The sequence below is a fragment of the Peteryoungia rhizophila genome (assembly GCF_004912145.1).
Taxonomy (GTDB): Bacteria; Pseudomonadota; Alphaproteobacteria; order Rhizobiales; family Rhizobiaceae; genus Allorhizobium; species Allorhizobium rhizophilum.
In genome coordinates, this window is the sequence record NZ_STGT01000005.1 from 222401 (window position 1) to 248674 (window position 26274).

Here is a 26274-nt window from a genome sequence, read left to right on the forward strand (position 1 = left end):
GTCGTTAAAGGGGTCAGGCCGAATAAACGATCAGCAGATCCTTGGCATCGATCTGGTCACCGATCCGGACAAGGACTTCCGAAATCGTCCCGTCGCGGTCGGCATGCAGCGCCGTCTCCATCTTCATCGCTTCGATCGAAAGCAATACGTCGCCAGACTTGACGGCCTGGCCGGCAGAGACGGAAACCTGCGAAATAACGCCCGGCATTGGCGCACCGAGTTGTGCGACATTGCCGATTTCTGCCTTCCGGCGGACAGCGCTGCCCGAAGCACCGTGGGCCCGATCCGGCACCTTGATGCGCCGCGGCTGGCCGTTCAGCTCGAAGAACACGGTGACCATACCCTTGTCATCGGTATTGCCGAGCGCCTGATTGACGATGACCAGCGTTTTGCCCTTTTCGAGATCGAGGAAGAGCTCTTCCCCAGCCGGCAGGCCATAGAAATACTGCGGCGTCGGGATAACCGAGACCGGGCCATAGGTATCTGCGGCTAATGCGTAATCGGTAAAGACCTTGGGATACATCAGGTAGGAGGCAAACTCGAAATCGGTGACCTCGCGACCGAGCTTCTCCTCGATCACCTTGCGCTCGGCATCGAGATCGGCGGGCGGGAGCAGCGAACCGGGCACGGCCATATACGGCTGCTCACCCTTCAGAACCTTCTTCTGCAGCGCTTCCGGCCAACCACCCGGAGGCTGACCGAGATCACCCTTCAGCATCGAGAGGACGGAGTCAGGGAAGGCGATGTCCTTGGCCGGGTTCTCGACATCTGACACCGAGAGGTCCTGGCTCACCATCATCAGTGCCATGTCACCGACAACCTTGGAGGACGGCGTTACCTTGACGATATCACCGAACATCTGGTTGGCGTCGGCATAAGCCTGCGCCACTTCGTGCCAGCGGGTTTCAAGACCGAGCGAGCGGGCCTGTTCCTTGAGGTTGGTGAACTGTCCGCCCGGCATCTCGTGCAGATAGACCTCAGAAGCAGGACCCTTCAAATCGCTCTCGAAGGCCGCATATTGTGTGCGCACGGCCTCCCAATAGAAGGACAGACGGCGGATCCAGTGTGGATCGAGGCCCGGATCACGTTCCGAACCACGAAGTGCCTCGACGATCGAGCCGAGGCAGGGCTGCGACGTGTTGCCGGAGAAAGCATCCATGGCAGCGTCTACCGCATCGACACCGGCTTCCACGGCCGCAAGCACGGTCGCCGCAGCGATGCCGGACGTGTCATGCGTGTGGAAGTGGATCGGCAGGCTCGTCGCCTCCCGCAGGGCCTTGAACAGCACCTTGGCCGCAGCCGGCTTCAGAAGCCCGGCCATGTCCTTGACGGCGATGATGTGGGCACCAGCCTTTTCCAGATCGGCGGCAAGCGCCGTGTAGTACTTCAGATCATACTTCGGCCGCGCCGAATTCAGGAGGTCGCCCGTGTAGCAGATGGTCGCTTCGCAGAGCTTGTTCTCTTCGATGACCGCATCCATCGACACCCGCATGTTGTCGACCCAGTTCAGGCAGTCGAAGACGCGGAAGAGATCAATGCCGCCCTTGGCGGCCTGGCGGACGAAATACTTCACCACATTGTCGGGGTAGTTCTTGTAGCCGACGCCGTTCGCGCCGCGCAGCAGCATCTGCAACAGCAGGTTCGGCGCAGCTTCGCGCACCAGCGCTAGGCGCTCCCATGGGTCCTCGGTGAGGAAGCGCATGGAAACATCGAAGGTGGCCCCGCCCCAGCATTCGAGGGAGAAGAGGTTCGGCAGAGCGCGGGCATAGGTATCGGCGATCCTGGCGATGTCATGTGTGCGAACACGCGTCGCGAGCAGCGACTGATGGCCATCGCGCATGGTCGTGTCGGTCATCAGGATGCGGTTCTCGTTGCGCATCCAGTCTCCGAACTTCTTCGGACCGAGCTCGTCGAGAAGCTGCTTCGTGCCCGGCTTGATCTCGGCATCGATGAAGGGAATGATCGGCTTGGCTGCATCGGCCGGCGGCTTCGGGCGGCCCTTCACTTCCGGGTGACCGTTGACGGTCACATCGGCAAGATAGGTCAGCAGCTTCGTCGCGCGGTCCTGACGCTTCACCTGCTGGAAGAGCTCCGGCGTCGTGTCGATGAAGCGGGTGGTGTAGGAATTGTCGCGGAAACTCGGGTGGCCGATGATCGCTTCGAGGAAGGTGAGGTTCGTCGCGACACCACGGATACGGAATTCGCGCAGCGCACGGTCCATGCGGCTGATCGCTTCCTGCGGCGTGCTGCCGGACGCCGTCACCTTGACCAGCAGCGGGTCGTAGTAGCGGGTGATGATCGCACCGGAATAGGCGGTGCCACCGTCGAGACGGATGCCGAAGCCGGCCGCCGATCGATAGGCGGTGATACGGCCATAATCCGGGATGAAGTTCTGTTCCGGGTCTTCGGTGGTGATGCGGCACTGAAGCGCATGACCATTGAGGCGGATATCCGACTGCTTCGGAACGCCCGATTCCGGCGTGCCGATCGCGTGGCCGTCGAGGATGTGGATCTGCGCCTTAACGATATCGATGCCGGTCACGACTTCGGTCACGGTGTGCTCGACCTGGATACGCGGATTGACCTCGATGAAGTAGAATTTGCCGGTATCAGCATCCATCAGATATTCGACAGTGCCGGCACCGACGTAGTTCGTCGCCTGAGCGATCCGGAGCGAATAATCGGCCAGTTCCTGGCGCTGCGCTTCATTGAGATAAGGCGCCGGCGCCCGTTCGACGACCTTCTGGTTGCGGCGCTGGATCGAGCAGTCACGCTCGAAAAGATGAACCACATTGCCATGCGTGTCGCCGAGGACCTGGCTCTCGACGTGACGGGCGCGCTCCACAAGCTTCTCGAGGTAGACCTCGTCTTTGCCAAACGCTGCCATCGCCTCGCGCTTGCCTTCCACGACCTCGCGTAGCAAGTCCTTGGGGTCGCGGATGGCGCGCATGCCACGCCCGCCCCCACCCCAGGAGGCCTTGAGCATGACCGGATAGCCAATCTCTTCCGCCAAGCGATGGATTTCGGTCTCGTCATCCGGCAGCGGATTGGTAGCCGGTACGACCGGAACCCCGACGCTGATCGCGAGATTGCGGGCGGCAACCTTGTTGCCGAGCTGCCGCATCGTATCGCTTCTCGGACCGATGAAAATCAGACCTGCATCGTTGCAGGCGTCTACGAATTCGGGACTTTCCGACAGAAGGCCGTAACCCGGATGGATGGCATCTGCACCAGAAAGCTTGGCGACACGAATGATTTCCTCGATCGAGAGATAGCTTTCGATCGGTCCGAGATCTCTCGCCAGGTGCGGACCCCGACCGACCTGGTAGCTTTCATCCGCCTTGAAGCGGTGCAGCGCGAGTTTGTCTTCCTCGGCCCAGATGGCGACCGTCTTCAGACCGAGCTCGTTGGCGGCGCGAAAGACGCGGATCGCGATTTCCGAACGGTTGGCGACAAGGATCTTGGATATTGGCAATTCGATCTCCCCAAAACGATATGCCAGGGCATTGTGCACCTGCGAACAAAAGTCATAGCGCGTTGTTTTAGGAAGTTCAATTTGCCTTGGCTGCCGACGTGAAGATTCCGCCCGCGCCGAGTTTAGGTTACCAGGCCGAGCCGGAACGAAAGAGCCACCACATGCTGCCTGTTCTTCGCGTTCAGTTTGTCCTGAATACCATTCATGTACCAGTCGACGGTGTGATTGGAGATCTTCAGGATCTTGCTGATCTCATTGGAGGTCAGTCCATCTGCCAGATAATTCAGCACTTCCATTTCCCGCCGGGTCATCCGCGTATCCATCGGTTTGACCGCATCCGTCTCATTCGCGAACTTGAATTCGACGAGCCGCCAGTAGGCCTTCTTCGCCACAGCATCGAACAAAGTAATCTCGGTGGGCGAGAGGTCGATCGGACGACCGCCGACCGTCATGTTGCCGAGCAGACCGGTTCGGCCATGGACTGGGAAGATATAGCCGTCCAGCAGCCCGAAACGCATGCTGTCACCCAGCATTCGCTCCATGCGCTTGCGGTGCGGATCAGCCCGGAAGGCGTGCAGCGCGTCGCGCCAGCGAAAACCCGCCTGCGCCTGGCCGAGATAGCGGATAGTGGGATCGGTCAAGACGTATTTCTTGGCGATGTAGAGCTGCGGCCATCCCTCGGGCCACTCTCCTGTCAGCACCAGGTTCATCGGATTCTCGTCGGGCTTCGGCTGGCGAACGACCCCATAATACTGGAAGCCATAACTCCGGACCAATTTTTCGAGTTCGGAGATGACCTCGGCCGCGGAGCGGAACTCGTCGACGACCACCAGGAAATGCAATAATTGGTTGATATTCACAAAATCTCTCCGAAATACGCAGCTGAAATATCATTAAAAAGCCACGAGCCACGGTTTTGTCGTCAACTCGAAGCAATTTGAACTTTTAACGTCAATTGTCGTTTTTGGAAACCGGATACGGCAGATCAACAGCTCGCTATGGGAAAACCAAAGCGACCGTAGAGCGGACCGGATCTTGCGGAGGATTGGCTCTCGCATTAGGCATCCTAGCGGGCTGCCAAAAGTGCGAGCCCAAGCAATCGACGCGGAAATCGCTGTCCCAGGCAAAGGTGAATGCAGTTGACCCTGCTACAAGTCTATTTCAAGGCCCTGAAATATCTTGCCAGCTACAAGCTACGGGTATCGCTCGTGGTCGCCGCGAACATCGTTCTGGCGGTGATCACGATCCTCGAGCCGATCCTTTTCGGCCGGATCGTCGATGCCATCTCGGAAAAGCGGGATGCAACCGGCATTCTGATCGCCTGGGGTTGCTTCGGCGTGTTCAACACGGTTGCCTATGTGCTCGTCGCCCGCCAGGCAGACCGTTTGGCGCATGGTCGTCGGGCAGATCTTCTGACGGAATCCTTTGCCAAGATCATTTCCATGCCACTCAGCTGGCACCACCAGCGTGGCACCTCCAACGCCCTGCATACGCTGTTGCGCGCCGGCGAGACGCTGTTCGGCCTTTGGCTGGAATTCATGCGGACTCATCTGGCGACTGCGGTTGCCCTCACCCTGCTGCTGCCGACGGCCTTCTCGATGGACGTGCGCCTGACCACCGTCTTGGTCGTGCTGGCCATCCTCTATGTCATCATCGGACGAACGGTAATGGTGAAGACCAAGGAGGGGCAGGCCTCGGTGGAGGGGCATTATCACACGGTCTTTTCCCATGTGAGCGACTCGATCAGCAACGTCTCCGTCCTGCACAGCTACAACCGCATCGAGGCAGAAACCCGCGCGCTGAAGGAATATACGACCAAACTGCTCTCGGCCCAGTATCCGGTCCTCGACTGGTGGGCACTGGCCGGCGCCCTGAACCGGATCGCCTCGACCCTTTCGATGCTTGTCATCCTCGTGATCGGCACGCTGCTGGTCCAGCGGGGTGAATTGAAGGTCGGCGACATCATTGCCTTCACCGGCTTCGCCACCCTTCTGATCGGGCGCCTCGATCAGATGATCACCTTCGTCAACCAGATCTTCGAGGCACGCTCGAAGCTCGAAGACTTCTACAAGCTGGAGGACGCCGTTCAGGAACGCGAAGAACGCGCCGGTGCCGCAGACCTCGAGCAGGTGCGCGGCGATGTGGAGTTCCGGGGCGTCTCCTTCGATTTCGCCTCCACCACGCAAGGCGTACGCGACATTTCCTTCCATGCCCGTGCAGGACAAACGGTCGCCATCGTCGGCCCGACCGGTGCCGGCAAGACCACGCTCATCAATCTCCTGCAGCGCGTCTACGATCCCCAGTCGGGCCAGATCCTGATCGATGGACAAGACATCGCCAAGGTGACCCGCAAGTCGCTGCGTCATGCGATTGCGACCGTTTTCCAGGACGCAGGCCTGCTGAACCGCTCGATCAAGGAAAACATTCGCCTGGGACGCGAAGACGCGACCGAGGAAGACATCATCCAGGCGGCAGAGGCGGCCGCGGCGACTGACTTCATCGAAAGCCGCATGATCGGCTACGATACCCATGTCGGCGAACGCGGGAACCGCCTGTCCGGCGGCGAGCGCCAGCGGATCGCGATCGCCCGCGCGATCCTGAAGAACGCGCCGATCCTCGTGCTCGATGAAGCGACCAGCGCGCTCGACGTGGAAACCGAAGCCCGGGTCAAACAGGCGATTGATCGGCTGCGCAAGAACCGCACGACCTTCATCATCGCCCACCGCCTATCGACCATTCGCGAAGCCGACCTGGTCGTCTTCCTCGACCATGGCCGGGTCATCGAGATGGGCAATTACGACCAGCTGAGCGCGCTCGGTGGCCGCTTCACCTCCCTGCTGCGCACCAGTGGCCTGCTCAAGGAAGAACCGAGCCCGGTGATCTGAGGGCATCGGGATCAGAGGCTGTTCAGGCTCCCGAGTACCTGGATCGCATGCTTGCGGATGGCGTCTTGCTTGAACGGATCCATCCGCCGCCATGTCGCATACATGTTGGAAAGCCGCGGATTGCGCGCGAGTTTCTCTGAATTGCGGTCGAGAAAATCCCAGTAGAGCGCATTGAATGGACACGCCTTCGGCCCGGTCGTCAGCTTCGGGTCGTAGCGACAGCCTCCACAGAAATTGCTCATCCGGTCGATGTATTTGCCGCTCGCTGCATAGGGCTTGCTCGCCATGATACCGCCATCGCCATAGAGCGCCATGCCGAGCGTATTCGGCAGTTCAACCCACTCATAGGCATCGGAATAGACGGCAAGATACCAATCGCAGACTTCAGCCGGATCGATCCCGGCGAGCATGGCGAAGTTGCCGGTCACCATCAGCCGCTGGATGTGGTGCGAATAGGCATGCTCGATCGTGTCTCCGATGGCGCCACGCATGCAGGCCATGTCGGTCTTCGCCGTCCAGTACATCTGCGGCAGCGGCCGCGAGGCAGAGAAATGGTTGAGGCCGGCATAGTCGGGCATCTCGGTCCAGTAGATGCCGCGCACATATTCACGCCAGCCGAGGATCTGTCGGATAAAGCCCTCGACGGCATTGAGCGGCGCCCGTCCCTCGAACCACGCCGCCTCCGCGCGGCGGATGACGTCGATCGGAAGCAGCAGACCGGCATTGACGTAGGATGAGATCAGCGAGTGGTAGAGATAAGGCTCGCCCTTCACCATCGCGTCCTGATAGTCGCCGAAAGTGGGCAGGATCTCGTCGATGAACTGCTGGAGTTCTTTTTCGGCCTGGGCCGCAGTCACTGCAAAATGGAAACTTTCGAGCGAGCCCATATGCGTGCCAAAGCGTTGTTCGACCATCGCCAGAACGGATGTCGTGATCGCATCCTTGGCGTGGCTGATCCGCTTCGGCCCCTTCAGCCCGTCAGCCGGTGGCTTGCGGTTCTCGGCATCGAAATTCCATTTGCCGCCGACAGGATCCTCGCCTTCAAGAAGCACCCGGTGACGCCGGCGCATGTCGCGATAGAAATACTCCATGCGCAGTTGCTTGCGGCCCTTGCGCCAGTCCCGGAAGTCTTCGATCGAACAGAGAAAGCGGTCATCGTCCCGGATTTCGACCGGCATACTGAGGGACGCTTCCCAGCCTCGCATGTCCTCAGCCAGACGCCACTCTCCACATTCCGTCGCAATGACGCGGGCTGCAGCGGTGTCTGCGAGCGCGCGGGCCAGTTCCCCCTTCAGGCTCTGCGTATTTTCAGGATCGTCCAGAGTGACATAACGAACGGCAAAACCCTTCTCTCTCAGCTCCTCGGCGAAGTGCCGCATTGCGGAGAAGAGAAAGGCGATCTTCTTCTTGTGGTGCTTTACGTAGGTCGCCTCGCTCATGACTTCCGCCATGAGAACGAGCGAGGTCTGCGGATCGGCATCGGCAAGAGCAGACAACGAATGGCTGAGCTGATCGCCGAGGACGAGATGGATGCGGGAAGGCTTCACCATTCGATCGGCTGGCCGTCATAGGCAAAAAAGCCACCCGTCTGCGCCGGCTCGAGACGATCCAGCACGGAGAGCATCATGGCCACGCTCTCGGACGGCTGGATCCGGTCATGCCCCTTGGAAAAGCCACCCGAGAAGCCGGTATCCACAGAACCCGGATGCAGGGTGACGACCACGCCCTTCGGTCGCAACCGGGCGATTTCGATGGCAGACGTGCGGGTGATCTGGTTGAGCGCCGCCTTGGCCGAGCGATAAGAAATCCAGCCACCGAGCTTGTTGTCGCCGATTGAGCCGACCCGCGCCGAAAGCGTCGCAAAGATGCTCTTCCCTTCATTGGACAACAGAGGCCCGAAATACTTCAGCGCCAGCGCCGGTCCGATCGCGTTCAGCGCAAACTGCGCCGCCATCACATCCGCCTGGATCGCCTTGATCGTCTTTTCCGGACCATTGCCGTCGATCACGAGCGCACCCGTTGCGCAGATCACGAGATCAAACTTCAACTCCGCCTCGGAAAGCCGGGTCGCGGCGGCGCTGACGCTGGCTTCATCGGTGATGTCAAAGCCATCGCGGCTGCGCGACAGTTCAACGACGGAGCCACATGCGGGGTCAGCCTTGATCGCCGCGACGAAAGCGCTACCGATCCCTCCACTCGCACCGAGCATAAGTGCACGGTAGCCGGGGTTGAGGGAGGTCATTCCAGAAAAGTCGGACATCGCAAACTCCTGCAGGTCATTGCTACCCACTACGGCAGGCAGTCGGACCGGATCAGGCACAGATTGTCTCAGATGGGATCAACATCGCCCGAGAAGGCCGGCATCTCGCCGGGATCGATCTCCATCAGCCGGCAGATGATCCCCGCAATTTCAGTTTGCTTGAGCGCAACATCCAGACCGAGCCGGAAACCGACCGTGTAAAACGGCACTTCAGTCTCCTCTGGCGTCGGCCCCGCATGATTGCCATCGTAACCCATGCCATGATCGGCGGTGACGATTACCGTGTAACCAGCCTCAACCCAATCAGGCAGATGTCGCGCAAGAAGGTCACCCTGCAGGCGCGCTGCATTTCGGTACCCGATGCTGTCGCCGCCATGCTTGTGGCCGGCGTCGTCCACATTCATCGGATGGAGCAGGAGAAAGTCCGGCGCCTTGGCTTGGATCAGCCATTCGGCATCGGCGAAGAGATGGCTGTCCGGATAGGCGTCGTCCCAGTAGAACAGGCCATGGGTTATGTCGCCGGCACCGTCGATCAGGATCCGGTCGCGATGGCGGTCGAACGGGCAGGCGACATAGAGTTCCGAGACCCAATGATAGGCGGCCGCAGCGGTGGTCTTACCCTGGGCCCGGACCCGGCCGAAGAGATTGTCACCGATCGACCGGCGCACTACCCCATTGCTGACCACGCCGTGATCCACAGGCCGACGTCCCGTCAGCAAGGTTTCGTAAAGCGGCCGGGACATGGCCGGCAACTCGCAAGTCAGCTTGCGGACATCAGCCCGACCGGCCGCAACGAGGCCTTCCATATAGCCGAGACAGGTACGGGCCACGTCGTAACGCAGCCCGTCGAGAACGATCAAAATCACTTTGCGCATAGCCGGAACCATGCCACGCCTTCTGTGAAAGGCAAGCGACAGTCGTTTGGATCGACAACCCTCAGAGGATCGGCTTGCCACCAGTGACGGCGATCGTCGCACCGGAGACGTAACTCGAAAGCGGATCCGCCAGCATCACATAGGCTGTCTGCAATTCCGCGGGCTGTCCGGGGCGTCCCATCGGCACCTGCTTGCCGAAATTCTTCACCGACTCCTCCGGCATGGTTGATGGGATGAGGGGTGTCCAGATTGGCCCGGGTGCGACCGTATTGGCACGGATCTTCTTCTCCGCCAGCATCTGCGCCAGACCGGCCGTGAAATTCTGGATCGCGCCCTTGGTCGTGGCATAGGCGAGGAGTGACGGATTGGGACTGTCGGAATTGATCGAAGCGGTGTTGATGATCGATCCGCCAGTGGTCATGTGCGGCACAGCGGCCTTGGTCAGATAGAACATCGCGTGGATGTTGACCCGAAACGTCAGTTCCCACTCCTCGTCCGGGATTTCGGTAATGTCATCGAACGTGGCCTGATGCGCAGCGTTGTTGACCAGAATGTCGATGCCGCCCAGTTCACGAGCCGCCGTCTCGACCATCTGCCTGCAATGCTCGGCGCTCTGGATGTCCCCTCGCACGAGCACAGCCTTGCGCCCCGCCTTCTCGACCCACCGAGCCGTCTCCTTCGCGTCCTCGTCTTCATCAAGATAGGAAATCAGAACGTCGGCGCCTTCACGGGCGTAGGCGATCGCCACGGCGCGCCCGATCCCGCTGTCGCCACCGGTAATGATCGCCTTCAGCCCTTCGAGCTTGCCCGACCCCTTGTAACTCTCCTCGCCATGATCGGGCCTCGGCGTCATATCCGAGGTCTGCCCCGGCATCGGGACTTTTTTCTGCGAAAATGGGGGTGTCGGATAGTCGGCCATGGGCTTGCTCCTTGCAGCGATGTGCAAGGGCAAACCGGTGAGCGATGGATGAGTTCCGTGCGATTTGCACGACAAACGGAAAGGGCCGGCATGACGCCGGCCCTTTCAAACATTTGCAATCACCCGCGCCAGGCCGCGACGGCCTGCGGTTTCAGCACGCTCTCGCCAAGCATCGGATCGGCGCCTTCAGGGAGCGTCCAGTCTTCCGTGCCGTAGTTGAAGGCGAAAACGATATCGCCGCGGCGACGGATGCGGATCGTATCTGGGACCCGCAGCGTCGGAACATCTGCCTTCTTCGTTGCAAGCTCGAGCACTTCGGCCAGGAGACCGGCATCGGCCCAGCAGGCGAGGTAGAGTACATTGTCCTTCTCGGTCAGAGCCGGATCGCCGTTTTCGAACGTCGCGAGCACCGAAGCCGATGTCTCGACATATTCCCGCCAACGGATCGCATGACCCGAAACCGCACCGGAAACGCCATCCGAGAGCCCTGGCCGCATGGAGGAAACCTGAATGACGCGATTGCCCGTCAGACCACCAAGCGGACCCGGCGGCAGGTTTTCCGGGATGCGGAAATTGCGGTCTCGCGAACCCGTGCGTGCGCCGATCACGACGACACCATTGGCCTTTTCGAGCGCGGCCAGCGCCGCTTCGGTCACTTCCGTCATGCAGGGCACGACAACCAGCGGATAGCCTTCGAGCGAGGCACCAGGACGGACGAAATCGACGTTCAGGCCAAGATGGCGCAGGGCCTCGTACCAGCGGAAGCAGAGTTCCTCGTAGCGGAAATCCTTGCCCTGCGGCTGGACCATCGTCGACCAGTAGCTCTGATAGTCGAAGACCAGCGCCACAGGTGCCTGGCTCGTTTCGGGAAGCGTGCCGAGGGCTGCCAACTCTTCCGAAACCTGCATGGCCTCGCGGCCGCCCGGCGACCATTCGTCGAGGCCAGGCAGGTTCAGACCCGCATGCATCTGTTCCTGCGCGAAGGGCGCCTGGCGCCAGCGGAAATAGCTGACGACATCAGCGCCATGCGCCAGCGCTTCCCAGGTCCAGAGCCGCACCATGCCAGGCTTCGGCACGGGGTTCCACGGCGCCCAGTTCACCGGACCCGGCTGCTGCTCCATCACCCAGAAACGACCCTTGCCGACGGCGCGATAGAGATCGTGGTGATAGGGCGCGATATCGGGATGCGAGGTCTCGGCCCAGCGATTGCGCTCATCTTCCGTGAAGGGGAACTTCTCGACAAAGCCGATCGGATAGCTGTCCCAGGAGGCGAGATCGAGATTGTCGCCGACCTTGAAGTGGTCGAAATCGGAGACGAAGCCCATGAAGTTATGGGTGACCCAACGGCCCGGCGAATGCTTGCGGATGATCTCGCACTGCATCTTGTCATAGGCCGCGACCTGGTCCGAATGGAAGCGCCAGAAGTCGAGACGCGTCGACGGGTTCGGCTCGGTCACCGTCAGGTTCGGCAAGGCCACGTCATCGAAGCTATTCATCTCCATCGACCAGAAGACCGAACCCCAGGCTTCGTTCAGCTGGTCGGTCGACTGGTAGCGCAGGCGCAGCCAGCGCTTGAAGCTCTTCAGATCTTCAGGGCCCCAGGAGAGCGTCGTGTCATGGCAGCCATATTCATTGTCCGTCTGCCAGCCGACGATGCCGGGATGGGTCCCGTAGCGCTTGGCGACGATCTCGACGATCCGCGCGCTCTCCTTCCACCAGGTCTCGGAGGAAAAGGTGTAGTGACGACGCGAACCGAAACCGCGCGGGCGGCCCTGTTCGTCATAGGGAACGATATCAGGGCATTCGTCGACCAGCCACTTGGGCGGGGTTGCGGTGGGCGTACCAATCACGACTTTCAGGCCCGCTTCGTGCAGCACATCGATCGCCCGGTCGAGCCATTCGAACGTGAAGGTACCGCGCGAGGGCTCCAGGCGAGACCAGGCAAACTCACCGACACGCACGAAGGAAATGCCGAGTTCGCGCATCCGGCGCGCGTCGGTTCGCCACCGGCTTTCGTCCCAGTGTTCCGGATAGTAGCAAACGCCCAGCATTATCGTGTCAGATCCCCATTGATGACGGCCTTGCCGTCCTTGTCGAACAGGTGGCAGGCCTTGGCATTGATGCCGAGGCGCAGCGTCTGGCCAGGCTTCTCGCTGGCCAGGCCATCGGCCTTCACCGAAAGCTCCGAACCATCGGCGAGCGTGACGAAGAACAGCGTCTCTGAACCCAGATATTCGGCGAGCTTGACGGTCGCTTCGATCACGACATCGCCCTTGCCGGTCGCATCGATATGTTCGGGGCGGAGACCGAAGGTCATCTCGCCGGCTGGAACGCTCGCCCCATGCGTCGGGATCGAAATATCGGCCCCTGGCAGGCGGACGACGGCAGCACCCTCGGCAGAAGACACCTGCACCTTCAGGAAGTTCATCTTCGGCGAGCCGATGAAGCCGGCAACGAAGAGATTGTTCGGGCGATGATAGAGCTCCAGCGGCGAACCGACCTGCTCGATCTTTCCGGCGGACAACACGACGATCTTGTCGGCCATGGTCATGGCTTCGACCTGGTCATGCGTGACGTAGATCATCGTTGCCTTGAGGTCCTGATGCAGCTTGGAGAGCTCCGTGCGCATCTGGACGCGGAGTGCCGCATCAAGGTTGGAGAGCGGCTCATCGAACAGGAAGACTTCCGGATTGCGGACGATGGCGCGACCGATGGCCACGCGCTGGCGCTGACCGCCGGAGAGCTGGCCGGGCTTGCGATCGAGAAGCGGCTCGAGTTGCAAGAGCTTGGCGGCAACAGCCGTACGCTCCGCAATCATGGCCTTCGAATGACCGGTCATCTTCAGGCCAAAGCCGATGTTTTCCGAGACAGTCATGTGCGGGTAGAGGGCATAGGACTGGAAGACCATGGCCACACCCCGCTCGGAGGGGCCGATGCTGGTCATGTCATTGCCGCCGATCGCAAGCGAGCCCTCGGTGATGTCCTCGAGACCGGCGATCATCCGCAGAAGCGTGGACTTGCCACAGCCGGACGGACCGACGAACACGCAGAACTCGCCGTCCTTCACGTCGAGATCGACGCCCTTGATGACGCTCAAGGCGCCGAATTGTTTCTTAACGCCGCGCAGGCTCACGTCAGCCATGGGTATTGCCTCCCTTTGAAGGAATGAGTTCGAGGAGCAAAGCGCTTTCGGGCCGCAACATCGGCAGCGGCAGCCCGGACAGGCCGGCATTGGCGAGATCGAAACTGATCGCGCCTGACAGAAGCCTCTTCTGCCCCTCGGAAATGCGGATGAATTCCGGTTCGACCGGAAGGATCTGCGAGATGCTCCACCGCCCGCCGATCTGCGTCACACTCTCGGGCAGCTTGAGCGGTGCCGGCTGTTCGCCCACCATCTGAGGCCCCTGCGCCACGATCACCGCGATACGCTCGTCGCCTGCCGCACCCCAGACATACCGTCCGTCGAGCGGCTCCAGCCGGAACGAAGCGCCCGGTGCATGGAAGAGACCGCGAAGACGCTTGTAGGCCTCGATATAGACCTTCAGTTCATCGCGCTCTTCATCCGAAAGCTCCAGCGGATTGAGCTCGACACCGAGATGATAGGCAAGCGCGACCAGCGCCCGGAAGGACAGGCTGTGACGCCGGCCCGTCTGATGGTTCGGCGATGCAGAGATATGGGATCCCAGGATCTCCGGCGGCACGAAGACCGTTGCGCCGCGCTGAATTTCGAGCCGCTCCAGAGCGTCGGTGCAATCCGAGGTCCACACACGATGCGTGCGGGCGAGCGCGCCGTAATCGATACGACCGCCGCCGGATGCGCAGCTTTCGATCTCGACATCGGGATGGGCAGCGCGAACGCGGTCCATCAGCGCATAGACGGCACGCGTCTGGGACGCGATCTTCGCCTTGCCATCGCGACCGGCCGCATGGGTGAGATCGCGATTCATGTCCCACTTGATGTAGGAAACAGCGTGGTTGGAGAGCACGGCGTCGATCTTGCCGAAGAGATAGTCGGAGACCTCGGGACGCGTCAGGTCCAGCACCAGCTGGGTGCGCGATTCCAGGATCGGACGTCCCTCGATCGTCAGCGCCCAATCCGGATGCGCCTTGTAGAGTTCAGAGACGGGGTTCACCATTTCAGGCTCGAACCAGATGCCGAACTGCATGCCGAGCCCGGTCACGTGATCGACGAGCGGCTTCAGACCTTCAGGATATTTCCGCGGATCGATATCCCAGTCGCCAAGGCTCGTCGTGTCGTCGTCACGCTTGCCGAACCAGCCATCATCCAAGACGAATCGCTCGATGCCGAGCTCGGCAGCTGCCGTCGCCTGGGCTTTCAGCGAATCCATCTGGTGGTCGAAATAATTGCCTTCCCAGGTATTGAGCGTGACAGGCCGTGGTGCCATCCGGCCACCCGGCCAGGTGGTCAGCTCCTCGCGCACGAAGGCATGGAAGTCTTCGGTATCCGCGCCGGCATAAGCAATCGGGCTTTCATAGCTTTCGCCCGGTCCAAGGATGATCTCGCCGGGTTCGAACAGCTCACCGAGATGCACGAGACGCCGTCCGTCATCGGTCCGGTCGATCACCATCTGGTGGTTGCCGCTGAAGCCGAGCGTCACGCCGAAGATCTGGGTCTCGCTCTCGATGAACAGCATCGGGAAACGATCATGCGAGGTGCGGCCACGACGATTTTCCTGGATCCAGGTACCATTGCCGAGAAGCTCGCGCCGCGTCTGGAATTCGCGACCCCAGATGCCGGTGAAGCTCATCACCTGTAGGTCGCCAGCAGGCGCGAGGAACGTGCCGGCCATGCAGCGGTCGAGCTGGTAGTCCGTTTCGCCCCGGTTCGTGAGCTTTGTCGCCATGGAAATGGGACCGGAGGGATAGGCCGTAAGCGTGATCGAAATGGCCAGCTTGGCCACCGGATCGAGACCGGCAAGCACGGTGCGATGCCCGTCACGGAAAAACTCCCACTTGCCGAACTGAGCGACAAAATCACGCCCGCCACGATGCCCGGCGATTGCCGGCCAGCCAAAGAAGCCCATGCCGCCTGTCGGCAGGAGAACGGACGAGGGCACAGCCACATCCATGCCATTGACGCGGCTTGAACGTTCGATCTCGAACAGCGGATCAGCGGAGACAGGCTCGGCGCCGAAGGACAGGATTTCCGGCATGCCGAGTTCCGGCAGGCGCAGGCTCAGCGCCAGCTGACCGGAATCGATGGTGACAATCTCGCTCATCCCTTGGTCGCTCCAAGCGTCAGGCCGGCAATGAAATGCCGTTGCATCAGGAAAAACATGGCGACCGGCGGCAGAGCCGCGACGATCGAGCCGGCCGAGACGAGATGCCAGGCAGCGACCCACTGGCCGTTCAGCGAATAAAGGCCGGCGGTCACCGGCATGGCATGCTGACCCTGCACGAGAACCGTCGCCCAGAAGTAGTCGTTCCAGACAAAGGTGAAGACGAGCACCGAGAGGGCTGCAATTGCGGGACGCATCAGCGGCAACACGATGTAGCGGAAGATCCGCCATTCCGAGACGCCCTCGACGCGTGCCGACTCGATCAGCGCAAAGGGCAGGCCCTTGATGAAATTGCGCATGAAGAGCGTGCAGAAACCGGTCTGGAAGGCGACATGGAAGAGCACGAGGCCCATCGTCGTGTCGTAGAGACCGGCCCTCAGCGTCATGTCACGCACCGGCACCATCAGGATCTGGAACGGGATGAAGTTGCCGGCCACAAAGAAGAAGAACAGAACCAGATTGCCCTTGAACTTGTAGACAGCAAGGGCAAAGCCCGTGAGGCAGGACAGCGCCACCGCTCCAATGACCGTCGGGATCGTCACCTTGAACGAGTTCAGGATGTAATAGCCGATCGGCGAGTTGTTGAAGACCGCCGAATAGTTCTCGAAACCGGCAAAGCCGGAAGGGATGCCGAAATAATTGCCGGCCGCGAGGTCGCCCGCCGGGCGCACCGACGTGATCGCGACGCCGATCAGCGGGAGAAGCCAGAGGAAGAGGGCAACCGGCAGCAGGATCTTGTAGGCCGTCTGCGCAAAGGGCGAGGCCTTCTGGATCGGAGTGGGGAACATCAGGCGTTCCTTTCCTGGGCGAGCATGCGGACGATGAAGAGCGAGATGAAGACCATCATGATCAGGAACAGCACGACCGCGATCGATGCGCCGTAGCCCATGCGGAAGCCATATTCGGAGAGCGCCTGCTCATACATGAAGTAGGAAAGGACGGAGCTCGACCCGTAGGGGCCGCCGGCCGTCATGATCGACACGAGGTCGAAGGAGCGCAGCGAACCGATGACCGTCACGACCATGGCGATGAAGGTTGCCGGTGCCAGCTGCGGCAGGATCACGTACCAGAGCAGCTTCAGCCCCTTGGCACCGTCCATGCGGGCGGCTTCCACCTGCTCCGGATTGATGTTGTTGAGACCCGTCAAGTACAGGATCATGCAATAGGCCGTCTGCGGCCAGAGCCCGGCAACAATGATGCCGTAGGTCACATAGCGCTCGTCGGCGAGCACAGCCATCTGTTCACCGAACAGCATTTCCGTGAGCTTCGAAAACAGGCCGAAATCCGGGGCGTAGAACCAGGTAAACATCAGGCCGACGACGACCTGGCTGATCACGAAGGGAAAGAAGAACATCGACTTGTAGAGCCGGATGCCTGTGACGGTCTGGTTGAGGAAGAGCGCAACCGCAAGACCCGCAGGAATTGCCAGCAGGTAAAGCACCAGCCAGATCAGGTTGTTGTAAAGCGAGGTGTAGAAGGTGTCGTCGTCGAGGAGCTCGACATAATTGCCGACGCCGATCCACGTCATCGCGCCGAGGCCGTCCCAATCGTGGAAGCTGATCCAGATCGATTGAAAGATCGGGACGAGCACGTAGATCAAAAACATCAGCATGCCGGGCGCCAGAAACAGGAAAGGCGCGAACCTTTGCTGATTTCGCTTCCACGCGCTGGACGACGAAGGAACGGTGTTGCTCATGGCGGCACCTCTGAGGGAAAGGAAAACGGCAACCGGATGCCATGGGCCCAGGGAGACCCACAGCACCCGGCGCAGGGAGCTCTTTTGTTTATTTGTGGACGCGGGCACGAACCTTTTCGAGCCGCTCCAGGATGGCGTCCAGCCGGTCCGGCTTGACCATGAACTCCTGGAAGCCCTCCATACCGGCCTTCGCCATTTCGGCATTGGCGTCGCGGTCATAGAATTGCGCGAGCGCATAGGCGTTCGACAGCATCTCGAAACCGGCACTGAGGAACGGATCCGCCGGCTTTTCGGCCTGATTGTTGACCGGCAGCTGGCCGAGCGTCGCATTCATCTTGGTCTGCGCTTCCGGCGAAGCGAGATAGGCGAGGAACTTCTTCGCATCTTCCTTGTTCTTCGCGCCCGACGGAATGTGGAACGTGTCGGTCGGAGCTTCTTCCGACATCGGAATGCCGGCCGTGATTTCCGGGAACTGCATGAAGCCGATCTGGTCTTCCTTCAACCCGCCATCCTTCATGGTCGCAACAGCGAAGTTGCCCATCAGATACATGGCAGCCTGGCCCTGAACCATCTGGGGAATGGCGTCCTGCCAGTCGATGGCGGCATGGTTCTCGTTGAAGTAACCGGCGTTGACCAGCTCGCCCCACTTCTCGAACACGGCCTTCACGCGCGGATCGGTGTAGGGAACCTTGCCCGAAGTCAGTTCCATGTGGAACTCATAGCCGTTGACGCGCAGGTTCAGGTAGTCGAACCAGCCACCCGTCGGCCACAGCGCCTTGGTGCCGATGGTGATCGGGGTGACACCGGCCGACTTCAGCTTTTCGCAAGCGGCCAGGAATTCGGCCCAGTTCTTCGGCGGCTCGATGCCCTGTTCGGCGAAGATGTCCTTACGATAATAGATGCCCCACTGGTAATAGGTGTAGGGCACGCCCCACTTCTTGCCGTCGATGGTCATCGAGGCGGAAGCGGACTTCAACTGGTCGTTCAGGCCATTGGCTTCCCAGACATCCGATACGTCTTCGAACAGACCGGCCTTGACGAAGGGCTCCATGCGGTTGCCGGCATACCAAGCGGCGACATCGGGCGCGTCAGCGGTCAGGAAGTTACGGATGGCGGACTTGTAACCTTCGTGGTCGAAGTTGTTCCACTTGACCGTAATATCGGGGTTGGCCTTCTGGAAATCGGTGATCAGCTCTTCCATCGCCTTCTTCGGCGCCGGATCGGAGTGGTCGGAATTGAGAGTGATTTCACCGGCAAATGCGGCAGATGACAGAAGGGCAGCACCCAGAGCAAGGCTGCTCAGGCTTTTGAAAAAGGTCATGTTTTCCTCCCTATGACCGTTATGCAGTCCATATGCGGAGCTTAGGCCCCGGATCCCACCGGAGCGGCATTCTCAGCTCATCTTGATCATCCGATTCAAACCCGTAATAATCTACCGAGTTTTTGCCGATCTTTTCCGGGATCCTAAGATTTGGAACATGTGAAGCCCCTGTTGGTGGACGAATCGGTCCCCGTGCATCCAGACCATGACCCGCGACACCCGCTGGTCATCTTCGGCGATCATCGCTTTTGTGCGGGGGAAAGCCTAACGGTGCATCGCATGGCGGGGCCACACATGCACAGCCAGATCGAGCTCAACTTCGTGCTGACGGGCCAGATGACCTACTGGTTCGACGGACGGGAGCTGACGGTCGATGAGGGGCGCCTCTGCCTCTTCTGGGGCATGATCCCGCACCAGGTGACCGACCGCAGGGAAGGCACCCGTTTCGTGTGCCTCTACGTGCCGATGTCCGTTTTCCTTGGACTGGCCAATCTCAGCCGCTTCCGCGATGCCGTCTTCCGCGGCGCCATGATCGAGGCGTTGGAAATCCGCTCCTGGGATCGGGACATTTTCCAGCGCTGGCGCGAGGAACTCCTGGCGGGCGACGAGAACCTGACCGAGATCGTGCGCAACGAACTGACAGCCCGTGTTCTCCGGATCGAGCGCGATGGATGGCGGGATCTCCGCGAGGAAGGCTCGGCGATCGCCAGTTTCAGCGCCAATGACAGCGAGCGCGTCGAGCACATCGAGCGCATGCTGCGCTTCATCGCCGAACATGCCCTGGAAAACATTTCAGCCGATGATGTCGGAAATGCCGTCGGTCTGCATCCGAACTATGCCATGTCGATCTTCAAGCGGGCCGTCGGCCACACGATCAACCAAGCGATCGTGCGCCACCGCCTGGACACCGCACAGTCCCTGCTGATCTCAACCGACCTGTCGATCACCGACGTCGCCTTTGAAAGCGGATTTGGGTCGGTCTCCCGCTTCTACGAGGCCTTCAGCCAGCGTTTTGTCGAGAAGCCGACGGCTTTCCGTCGCCGCATGCGCTCCAAGGGCATGCCACAAGCCTGAGCGCCCCGGATCAACGTCGCGCGATCGCTGACAGTATGGGCATGGCCACGCCCGGGCACCATTCCTGGAAACCGATGATGCGGCGGACGACCTTCTCCGCATGATTGCCGGCAATGTCAGCTAGGCGGTGCTCCAGATAGGGATTGAGAAAACGCTCCAGCGTGGTCGCCACGTAAGCCTCGGCCTCGCCACCAAGACCATGCATCCGAAAACCGGGCACGACTTTCTCGCGGTAAATCTCCTCCAGTTCAGCACGGATCGCGGCATCGGCCAGAATGTCCTTGACGCATTCGGTCTGCGGCCGGCCTTGCCTCTGCCAGCGATCGGCAAGAACCGTATGGCCGAGATTGAGAATATGCAGCTTTAGCCTCTCATACAGCGTCAGGTCGTCGACGAGCTTGATGCAAGGATGCTCGCAGGGAAGGGTCAGTCCAGGCTGCCGCTCGATCGCCCAGATCGCATAGGGTTCCGCGATCGCCCCCGCAGGCTCGATCGGCTCGGAGACGATGCGGTCGACAAGCGTGTTCCCCCAGATGACACGGTCCGTCAGCCAGGAAACGAACAGCGCGTCGGGGATATGCCGGCTTGCGAGATCAACGATCAGCCGCTGAAGCACCTCGCCGTTTCGCGAGATCAGCTCACAGGGCAAGATGGTGAGCGGCATGCCACCACCACGGAAACGCGCATGCAGCAATGCCAGGAGCTTCATCGGAAAGGAACGCGGAACACCGTCGACCGTGTCGCCGTCAACCAGGGAATAGCCCTTGTCTCCGGTATTGCTGAGAACGACGCGCGCTTCTTCAACGAAGATCCGGGTGACCTCCTCCCAGTTGGCCTGGGTTGACAGCGAGCGGCTGACCGACCGCACACGCAACTCCCGCTCCACGGGCTTTCCGTCTTCCAAACCCCTGATAATGACCGGAAACCCTTCGGGCGCCGACAAGGCCCCGATCCGCCCGGCCCGGGAGGCATCACCGCTCGTCTGCACCACAGTAATCGGCCCTAGTGCCTTCCCTGCCTCCATGGCCTCGCTGACGAAGAGGTCGGCATGCGCCTGGAGAAACCGGCTCGTGCCGAATTGCAGGATGGGCGTGGTCATGGCTCAGGCAGGCTCCTGGATGGATTGCAGCAGTGTTTCGCGTGCCGATTTCAGATGCTGGCGGCAGGCCTTTTCGATCTTTCCAGCATCGCGGGAAAAGAGGGCCCGGATATAGTCGAGATGCTCTTCCAGCGCCCGCTGGTTCCGGGCCCGCGCATTCGTCTTGTTCCACTGGTAGTGGTAGTGAAAGACGATCGTGATGATGTCGTAGAAATCGATAATGAAGCGATTGCTGGACGCCTTCTGGACGAGCAGGTGAAAGCGCTCATCGAGCTCTGAGAAATCCATGTAGCGATTGTCGATATCGGCGAGCAGCGCATGGTGTTGCGCCTCAACCAGCCGGAGCTCGTCCCAGGCAGGATGGTCCTCGGCCAGATGGACAAAGCTTGCCGCCGAGCGGAGCTCGAACATTTCGCGTACCTCGGTCAGCTCGAGCGCGAATTCGCGGGTAAAGCCCTTCAGCACCCAATGGCTGTTCGGCCGCTTCTCGATCAGCCCGAAGCGGCTGAAGCGGATGAGGAATTCGCGGACACTCGTCGTGCCGATGCCGATCTCGCGGGCAAGCTCCAGCTCGTTGATCTGCATGCCCGGCTGGGCACCACCGGCGAGGATGCGCCGCATGAAGCTGCGCTCGATAATCTCGGAAAGAGAGTTGGTCTCCTCGTCGGGGAAATAGTCGCTCTGAACAGGTCGACGCAACACCGTCTTAGACCGCTTGTCCCAGGCGACGAGCCCTGCCTCGCCGAGCCTCGTCAGCACGGCGCGCACCGTCGTGCGGCTGACGCTCAACAGACCGCAAAGCTCCGGCTCCGAGGGAAGCGTATCCGTCTCCTCGATCAGCTTCAGCGTGCGGTTGTAAGCATCTTTGAAGACGGTGTTCTGCTTGGCCATGAATCTGCCTGGATTGGTGTTGTGTGGCGCTTAGGTCTTTTGCCTCTTGGCGCAAGACGCAAACTCGCGCAATGAAAACCACCGATTGCGGCGGCCTTCCTCTCCTTCTCTCGGGTTTCTATTCCTCCTGCTCGGCGCTGGAGCAAATTGTTCTTTATCGATATCATACCCATTGACGAGCAACTGTCTATTGCCGATAAAAGACAAAACACAGGATCCGGTCTCGCCGGACGCATGGGAGAAACATCGGGTGTCGAAACCAGCCTGCATCCTGCTGTCGCAGGACGACAATGTTGCCGTGACCACTGTTGCGATCGAAGCCGGGCATGTCTTGCCGGGCGGCGCGCCGGCAGCGGCGAAGATTGATCCCGGCCACAAGGTGGCGGTCCGCGCCATCCGCCAGGGCGAGCCTGTCGTCAAATATGCCCAGGCGATCGGCCGGGCCACGACGGACATTGCCGCAGGCGACCACGTCCATTCCCACAATCTCGCCTTCGATGAAGACCGCCTCTCGGTGAGCGGCCTCGCCCAGCCCGAAACGGCGACAGCAGCCGACAAGGGCCGCACCTTCATGGGCTATCGCCGCGCCGATGGGCGTGCTGCGACCCGCAACTATATCGGCATCATAGCCAGCGTGAACTGTTCCACCACCGTCTGTCGGGCGATCGCGGAGGCAGCCAACCGCACCATCCTTCCGCATTACGAGGGCATCGACGGCTTTGTCCCGATCGTCCACGACCAGGGCTGCGGCATGAGCTCGACCGGCGACGGCATGCGCACGCTGCACAGAACAATAGCCGGCTACACAAGACATGTGAATTTCGGCGGCGTGCTGATGGTCGGCCTCGGCTGCGAAGTCAACCAGCTGACGCTTTACGGCCAGAGCGGCGCCGGCGCCTCCAAGCGTCACTTCAACATCCAGGACGCCGGCGGCTCGCGCCGCGCGGTCGAGAACGCCCTTTCGATTCTGAAGGAGATCGCAGCCGAAGTCGGGACGATGCGCCGCGAGCCAATCTCCGTTAGCGAGATCATCGTTGGCCTGCAATGCGGCGGCTCGGATGGCCTGTCCGGCATCACCGCCAATCCGGCGCTCGGCGTCGCTGTCGATATTCTTGCAGGAGCCGGCGGTACGGCGATACTCTCCGAAACCTCGGAGATCTACGGCGCCGAACACCTCCTACGCAGCCGCGCCGTCAACGAAGAGGTCGCGGTCAAGCTCGACGGCCTGATCTCCTGGTGGGAGGCCTATGTCGCCCAGCACGGCGCCTCGCTCGATAACAATCCCTCGCCCGGCAACAAAAAGGGTGGCCTGACCACCATTCTCGAAAAGTCGCTCGGCGCCGTCGCGAAGGGCGGGCGCTCGCCGCTGACCGCCGTCTACAATTACGCGGAACGCGTCACCGAACACGGCCTCGTCTTCATGGACACGCCCGGCTACGACCCGGTCTCGGCGACCGGCCAGGTGGCAGGCGGCGCAAATGTGATTGCCTTCACCACCGGCCGTGGCTCCTGCTTCGGCTCTCGCCCCGTGCCCTCGATCAAGCTGACTAGCAACACCGCGCTCTACAAGTCGATGGAAGAGGACATGGATATCGACTGCGGCGTGATTGCCACGGGAGACGCCAGCGTCTCGGGCCTCGGCCGCGACATTTTCGACCTGATCATCGAGACCGCCTCGGGCCAGAAGACCAAGAGCGAGGTCTTCGGCTACGGCGACAACGAATTCGTGCCGTGGCACCTCGGTGCCACGCTCTGACCTCGACAACTGGGATCCGGATATCAGCATGAAGACGAGACGCATCGGCAAGACCGCCCTCGAAGTGACCGAATACTCCTTCGGCACCGCCCCGCTTGGCGGCCTCTACCGCCCCTGCCCGCGTGATGTCGGCGTTGCAACTCTGCAGGCCGCCTGGGATCACGGCATCCGCTATTTCGATACGGCCCCGCATTACGGCTTTGGCCAGGCCGAGCGTTATGTCGGCGACTTCCTGCGCGACAAGCCGGAAGGCAGCTATGTGCTCTCGACCAAGGTCGGCCGTCTGCTCGCACCCGTACCGAAAGACCAGATCCCGAATGTCGGCTTCGTCGATCCTCTGCCCTTCAAGCTGGTCTACGACTACAGCTATGACGGCATCATGCGTTCGGTCGATTTTAGCTACGCGCGCCTCGGCCTCAATCGCATCGACATCCTCTATGTCCACGACATCGGCGTCTACACACACGGCCGCGAGGTCAACGATCGCTATGTGAAGCAGCTGCGCGATGGCGGCTACAAGGCGCTCGATCAGCTGAAATCCTCTGGCGCCATCAAGGCCTTCGGTCTCGGCGTCAATGAAGTCCCGGCATGCCTGGAGATGATGGCCGATATCGACATCGACGTCATCCTGATGGCCGGCCGCTATTCGCTGCTCGATCGCTCCGCCGTCGAGGAATTGCTGCCGCTCTGCGAGAAGCGCGGCACCTCGATCACCGCTGGCGGCGTCTTCAACTCCGGCATCCTGGCGACGGGCGCCGTTCCGGGCGGGCATTTCGACTACACCCCCGCAACCGACGAAGTGCTCGGAAAGGTGCGCGCGATGGAAGACTTGGCGAAGCAGGCCGGCAAGCCGCTCGCCCAGTTCGCAATGCAGTTCCCGTTGCACCATCCGGCAGTCGCCTCCGTCATCATCGGTACGGCAAAGCCGGAAAGCCTTCATCGCAACATGGCGCTGACGACAGAAGAACTGCCGGCCTCCGCCTTCGCACCCTTCGAGGCGCACACACTCGTTGCACCGCCGCTCGGCGATGCGGCTGTCCGGGAATAGGAGCTGAACATGCTGAAAGGCATCCATCCTCTGCTCGGACCTGACCTGCTGCACGCCATCGCCACGATGGGACACGGCGACGAGATCGTCATTGCCGACGGCAATTTCCCGGCCTCGACCATGGGTCCCCCGGTCATCCGGGCAGACGGCGTTGGTGCCGTCGAGATCCTCGAGGCCATCCTCGCCCACATGCCGCTCGACCAGTTTGTCGAGGATGCGGCCTGGCGCATGCAGGTCGTCGGTGACCCGCATGCGGTCCCGGAAATCTGCGCCGAATTCCAGGCGGTGATCACCAAACTGGCCGGCGACTTCCAGCTCGAAAGCCTCGAGCGCTTCGCCTTTTACGAACGCGCCCAGACGGCGGCCTACATCGTAGCCACCACGGAATTGCGGATCTACGGCAACGTCATCCTGAAGAAGGGCGTCGTCTATCCGGAAGAGGTTCACCGGGTCTGAGGAGCCCCGGGAAGCCCTGGATTTCAAGGCAAAAACGAGTTCGGAGGCGCTCATTTTGCCCGCTTGCATTCTCCAGAATGCTGGAGTAGCGTGCCTCGATAAAATGTTTTTTATCGATAAAGATCGACCCGGTTGCGTTCTGCAGGTCGATCTCACCGGAGGAACAGGACGCGTTGAGAGGAGAACCACAATGACAATTCTGAAGAGCATGACGCGCCGCGCCCTGATGGGGATCGCTGGCGCTGCAATGATGACGTCGATGATGCCGGCCGCGTCCTTTGCCCAGGACGTGACCATTCCGATCATCGTCAAGGACACCACGTCCTTCTACTGGCAGATCGTGCTCGCCGGCGCCCGTCAGGCCGGCAAGGACCTCGGCGTCAGCGTGCCGGAACTCGGCGCTCAGTCGGAATCTGACATCAACGGCCAGATCAGCATCCTGGAAAACGCCGTCGCTGGAAGCCCGGCCGCAGTCGTGATCTCGCCGACCGAGTTCAAGGCCCTCGGCAAGCCGATCGATGAAGCAGCCAAGGCGGTTCCGATCATCGGCATCGACTCCGGCGCGGATTCCCAGGCCTTCACATCGTTCTTGACCACGGACAACGTCCAGGGCGGCCGCATCGCAGCTGACGGCTTGGCAGCCGCCATCAAGGCAGCGACCGGCAAGGAAGAAGGCGAAGTCGCCATCATCACCAGCCTTCCAGGCGTCGGTTCGCTCGACCAGCGCCGCGAAGGTTTCCTCGACCAGATGAAGACGAAGTATCCGGGCATCACCGTGGTCGTCGACCGTTTTGCCGATGGTCAGGCCACGACCGGCCTCAACATGATGACCGACCTGATCACTGCCAACCCGAACATCGTTGGTGTCTTCGCCTCGAACCTGATCATGGCGCAGGGCGTCGGCCAGGCGATTGCCGAAAACAAGCTCGGTGACAAGATCAAGGTCATCGGCTTCGACTCGGATGAAAAGACCGTCGGCTTCCTCAAGGAAGGCGTTCTCGCCGGCCTCGTCGTCCAGGATCCGTACCGCATGGGCTATGATGGCGTGAAGACCGCGCTTGCCGTCTCCAAGGGCGAGAAGGTCGAGACCTTCGTCGACACCGGCGCAAACCTGGTGACCCAGGCCAACATGGCTGAGCCGAAGATGGATGCCCTTCTGAACCCGAAGGTCAACTGATCGAAATTTCGGCACGCGCGGCATCCGTCGCGCGTGCCGAAA

Annotated in this window: 20 protein-coding genes; 6 read left to right on the top strand and 14 right to left on the bottom strand. The window is 60.9% G+C overall.

What is annotated here, in order from left to right; genetic code table 11:
- Positions 1 to 13 precede the first annotated feature (13 nt).
- A complete protein-coding gene (pyc, locus tag E9677_RS20100) occupies positions 14 to 3475 on the bottom strand; it encodes a pyruvate carboxylase (RefSeq protein ID WP_136559840.1) in 3462 nt (1153 codons plus the stop codon).
- 122 nt (positions 3476 to 3597) lie between these two features.
- On the bottom strand, positions 3598 to 4335 hold the full coding sequence (locus tag E9677_RS20105; protein WP_136559841.1) for a LuxR family transcriptional regulator: 738 nt from the start codon (positions 4333 to 4335) through the stop codon (positions 3598 to 3600).
- Positions 4336 to 4614: 279 nt separating this feature from the next.
- Here E9677_RS20105 and E9677_RS20110 point away from each other — a divergent pair, with 279 nt between their 5' ends.
- Positions 4615 to 6360 (top strand): glucan ABC transporter ATP-binding protein/ permease, encoded by a 1746-nt coding sequence (locus E9677_RS20110; protein ID WP_136560046.1) that lies wholly within the window; start codon positions 4615 to 4617, stop codon positions 6358 to 6360.
- A gap of 11 nt (positions 6361 to 6371) precedes the next feature.
- On the opposite strand, the gene E9677_RS20115 is transcribed toward E9677_RS20110, so the two are convergent.
- The 10 genes from E9677_RS20115 to E9677_RS20160 all read right to left on the bottom strand — a co-directional run bounded on the left by E9677_RS20115 (position 6372) and on the right by E9677_RS20160 (position 18731).
- A complete protein-coding gene (locus E9677_RS20115; protein WP_136559842.1) occupies positions 6372 to 7910 on the bottom strand; it encodes a cryptochrome/photolyase family protein in 1539 nt (512 codons plus the stop codon).
- The gene (locus tag E9677_RS20120) at positions 7904 to 8620 is read right to left on the bottom strand and encodes an SDR family oxidoreductase (protein ID WP_136559843.1); all 717 of its coding nucleotides are present in this window, start codon (positions 8618 to 8620) and stop codon (positions 7904 to 7906) included. The genes E9677_RS20115 and E9677_RS20120 overlap by 7 nt, the downstream gene beginning before the upstream one ends.
- Before the next feature lie 68 nt (positions 8621 to 8688).
- On the bottom strand, positions 8689 to 9495 hold the full coding sequence (locus E9677_RS20125; RefSeq protein ID WP_136559844.1) for an alkaline phosphatase family protein: 807 nt from the start codon (positions 9493 to 9495) through the stop codon (positions 8689 to 8691).
- 61 nt (positions 9496 to 9556) lie between these two features.
- On the bottom strand, positions 9557 to 10414 hold the full coding sequence (locus tag E9677_RS20130) for an SDR family oxidoreductase (protein ID WP_136559845.1): 858 nt from the start codon (positions 10412 to 10414) through the stop codon (positions 9557 to 9559).
- 119 nt (positions 10415 to 10533) lie between these two features.
- Complete coding sequence (locus tag E9677_RS20135) at positions 10534 to 12465, bottom strand: beta-galactosidase (RefSeq protein WP_136559846.1); 1932 nt, start codon at positions 12463 to 12465, stop codon at positions 10534 to 10536.
- Positions 12465 to 13556, bottom strand: coding sequence for an ABC transporter ATP-binding protein (locus E9677_RS20140; RefSeq protein WP_136559847.1), 1092 nt, complete (start codon positions 13554 to 13556; stop codon positions 12465 to 12467). The genes E9677_RS20135 and E9677_RS20140 overlap by 1 nt, the downstream gene beginning before the upstream one ends.
- Positions 13549 to 15654 (bottom strand): alpha-galactosidase, encoded by a 2106-nt coding sequence (locus E9677_RS20145; RefSeq protein ID WP_136559848.1) that lies wholly within the window; start codon positions 15652 to 15654, stop codon positions 13549 to 13551. The genes E9677_RS20140 and E9677_RS20145 overlap by 8 nt, the downstream gene beginning before the upstream one ends.
- Positions 15651 to 16502, bottom strand: a complete 852-nt coding sequence (locus E9677_RS20150) for a carbohydrate ABC transporter permease (RefSeq protein ID WP_102021058.1) — start codon at positions 16500 to 16502, stop codon at positions 15651 to 15653. Before E9677_RS20150 ends, E9677_RS20145 begins: the two co-directional genes overlap by 4 nt.
- A complete protein-coding gene (locus E9677_RS20155) occupies positions 16502 to 17410 on the bottom strand; it encodes a carbohydrate ABC transporter permease (protein ID WP_205910177.1) in 909 nt (302 codons plus the stop codon). The genes E9677_RS20150 and E9677_RS20155 overlap by 1 nt, the downstream gene beginning before the upstream one ends.
- Positions 17411 to 17498: 88 nt before the next feature.
- A complete protein-coding gene (locus E9677_RS20160; protein ID WP_136559849.1) occupies positions 17499 to 18731 on the bottom strand; it encodes an ABC transporter substrate-binding protein in 1233 nt (410 codons plus the stop codon).
- A gap of 279 nt (positions 18732 to 19010) precedes the next feature.
- On the opposite strand from E9677_RS20160, the gene E9677_RS20165 reads away from it, so the two are divergent.
- Positions 19011 to 19805: a helix-turn-helix domain-containing protein gene (locus E9677_RS20165; protein WP_408014761.1), complete on the top strand. Its 795-nt coding sequence runs from the start codon at positions 19011 to 19013 to the stop codon at positions 19803 to 19805.
- A gap of 10 nt (positions 19806 to 19815) precedes the next feature.
- Here E9677_RS20165 and E9677_RS20170 read toward each other — a convergent pair whose 3' ends face one another.
- Both E9677_RS20170 and E9677_RS20175 read right to left on the bottom strand, forming a co-directional pair.
- The gene (locus E9677_RS20170) at positions 19816 to 20904 is read right to left on the bottom strand and encodes a mannitol dehydrogenase family protein (protein WP_136559850.1); all 1089 of its coding nucleotides are present in this window, start codon (positions 20902 to 20904) and stop codon (positions 19816 to 19818) included.
- A 3-nt stretch (positions 20905 to 20907) separates the two neighbouring features.
- Positions 20908 to 21795, bottom strand: a complete 888-nt coding sequence (locus E9677_RS20175; protein ID WP_136559851.1) for a GntR family transcriptional regulator — start codon at positions 21793 to 21795, stop codon at positions 20908 to 20910.
- 250 nt (positions 21796 to 22045) lie between these two features.
- Here E9677_RS20175 and E9677_RS20180 point away from each other — a divergent pair, with 250 nt between their 5' ends.
- From E9677_RS20180 to E9677_RS20195, 4 genes are all read left to right on the top strand, one after another.
- Positions 22046 to 23551 (top strand): UxaA family hydrolase, encoded by a 1506-nt coding sequence (locus tag E9677_RS20180; protein WP_136559852.1) that lies wholly within the window; start codon positions 22046 to 22048, stop codon positions 23549 to 23551.
- A gap of 28 nt (positions 23552 to 23579) precedes the next feature.
- A complete protein-coding gene (locus E9677_RS20185) occupies positions 23580 to 24599 on the top strand; it encodes an aldo/keto reductase (protein WP_136559853.1) in 1020 nt (339 codons plus the stop codon).
- A gap of 9 nt (positions 24600 to 24608) precedes the next feature.
- Positions 24609 to 25055, top strand: coding sequence for an RbsD/FucU family protein (locus tag E9677_RS20190; protein WP_136559854.1), 447 nt, complete (start codon positions 24609 to 24611; stop codon positions 25053 to 25055).
- A 190-nt stretch (positions 25056 to 25245) separates the two neighbouring features.
- The gene (locus E9677_RS20195; protein WP_136559855.1) at positions 25246 to 26232 is read left to right on the top strand and encodes an ABC transporter substrate-binding protein; all 987 of its coding nucleotides are present in this window, start codon (positions 25246 to 25248) and stop codon (positions 26230 to 26232) included.
- Positions 26233 to 26274 lie beyond the last annotated feature (42 nt).